Genomic DNA, 1,124 nt, shown 5'->3' with positions numbered 1-1,124 from the left:
ATTTGAACCCATGGTTGATGCTTATCTAGCACAAAATATTCATGAAAATCAAAAAATTATTGTTAGGTCTTTAAATGTTATTGGACTAGGAGAGTCTTTAACTGAAGATAGAATAAGGAAATTGAATTTAGAAAATAAATATATTTCAATCAACACTTTTGCTCATTTTACTCAGACTGAAATTAAACTTATAGCTAAGGGTGAGGACTATGAATATATTTCAAATATAATGTCTAATAGTATAGAAAAATTATATGATGAATTTAAAGACCATATATATTCTGATAATAACCAAAGCGTTGAAGAAGTCTTGGTAAAAAGATTGAGGGACAAAAATTTAACTATATCTTTTGCTGAATCTATTACTGGAGGTCTTTTAGCTGCATCTATTACTGATGTAGCTGGTTCATCAAAGATTTTATCTTCATCTTATGTAACCTACTCTAATGATTCTAAAATTAAGAACTTAGGAGTAAGAAAAGAAACTTTAGATAAATATGGTGCCATAAGTGAACAAACAGCTCTTGAGATGGCTTGTGGATTAAAAAATAAGACTAATTCAAGCGTTTGTGTTTCTACTACAGGCGAAGCTGGACCAGAGCCTTCTGAAACAGATATAGGAAATGTTTTTATATGTATTTATTTCTCTGAAGATAATTATCAGCTAAAACATTTTTATTTCCCAGGAAATAGAGAGAGAGTAAGAAATAGAACAGTAAGTCAAGTTTTATCAAATTTGTTGTACTTAATTAATAAAGAATAGGAGTTATTATGAACGATAATTTAGAAAAGAAAGAAGCCCTAGATAAGGTATTAGCGACCATAGAAAAACAATATGGTGAAGGCTCAATAATGAAGCTTGGTCAAGATGCTAAACTCAATATAGACTCAATTCCAACTGGAGCCTTAGCTTTAGATATAGCTTTAGGTATTGGCGGAATACCAAAGGGAAGAATAATTGAAATTTACGGACCTGAATCATCAGGTAAAACTACTATTGCTCTGCATATTGTAGCTGAATCTCAAAAATTAGGCGGTAATGCAGCTTTTATAGATGCAGAACATGCTCTTGATCCGGGGTTATGCTAAAAAATTGGTGTAGACGTTGAAAATCTTATTATTTC

1 protein-coding gene and 1 pseudogene are annotated in these 1,124 nt (G+C 30.9%); both read left to right on the top strand.

Annotated elements, in window-relative coordinates:
• Nucleotides 1–763 (top strand): nicotinamide-nucleotide amidohydrolase family protein (locus HMPREF9131_RS00430; protein ID WP_036743982.1); only part of this gene is annotated, 763 nt, incomplete at its 5' end.
• Nucleotides 764–771: 8 nt separating this feature from the next.
• Nucleotides 772–1,086, top strand: a pseudogene (locus HMPREF9131_RS00425) (ATPase domain-containing protein); the annotation flags it as partial.
• Nucleotides 1,087–1,124 lie beyond the last annotated feature (38 nt).

The sequence above is a fragment of the Peptoniphilus sp. oral taxon 836 str. F0141 genome, assembly GCF_000179335.1.
GTDB classification, from domain to species: domain Bacteria; phylum Bacillota; class Clostridia; order Tissierellales; family Peptoniphilaceae; genus Peptoniphilus_A; species Peptoniphilus_A lacrimalis.
The sequence above is the reverse complement of the archived record's forward strand: the minus strand, read 5'-3'. Positions and strand labels throughout refer to the sequence as shown.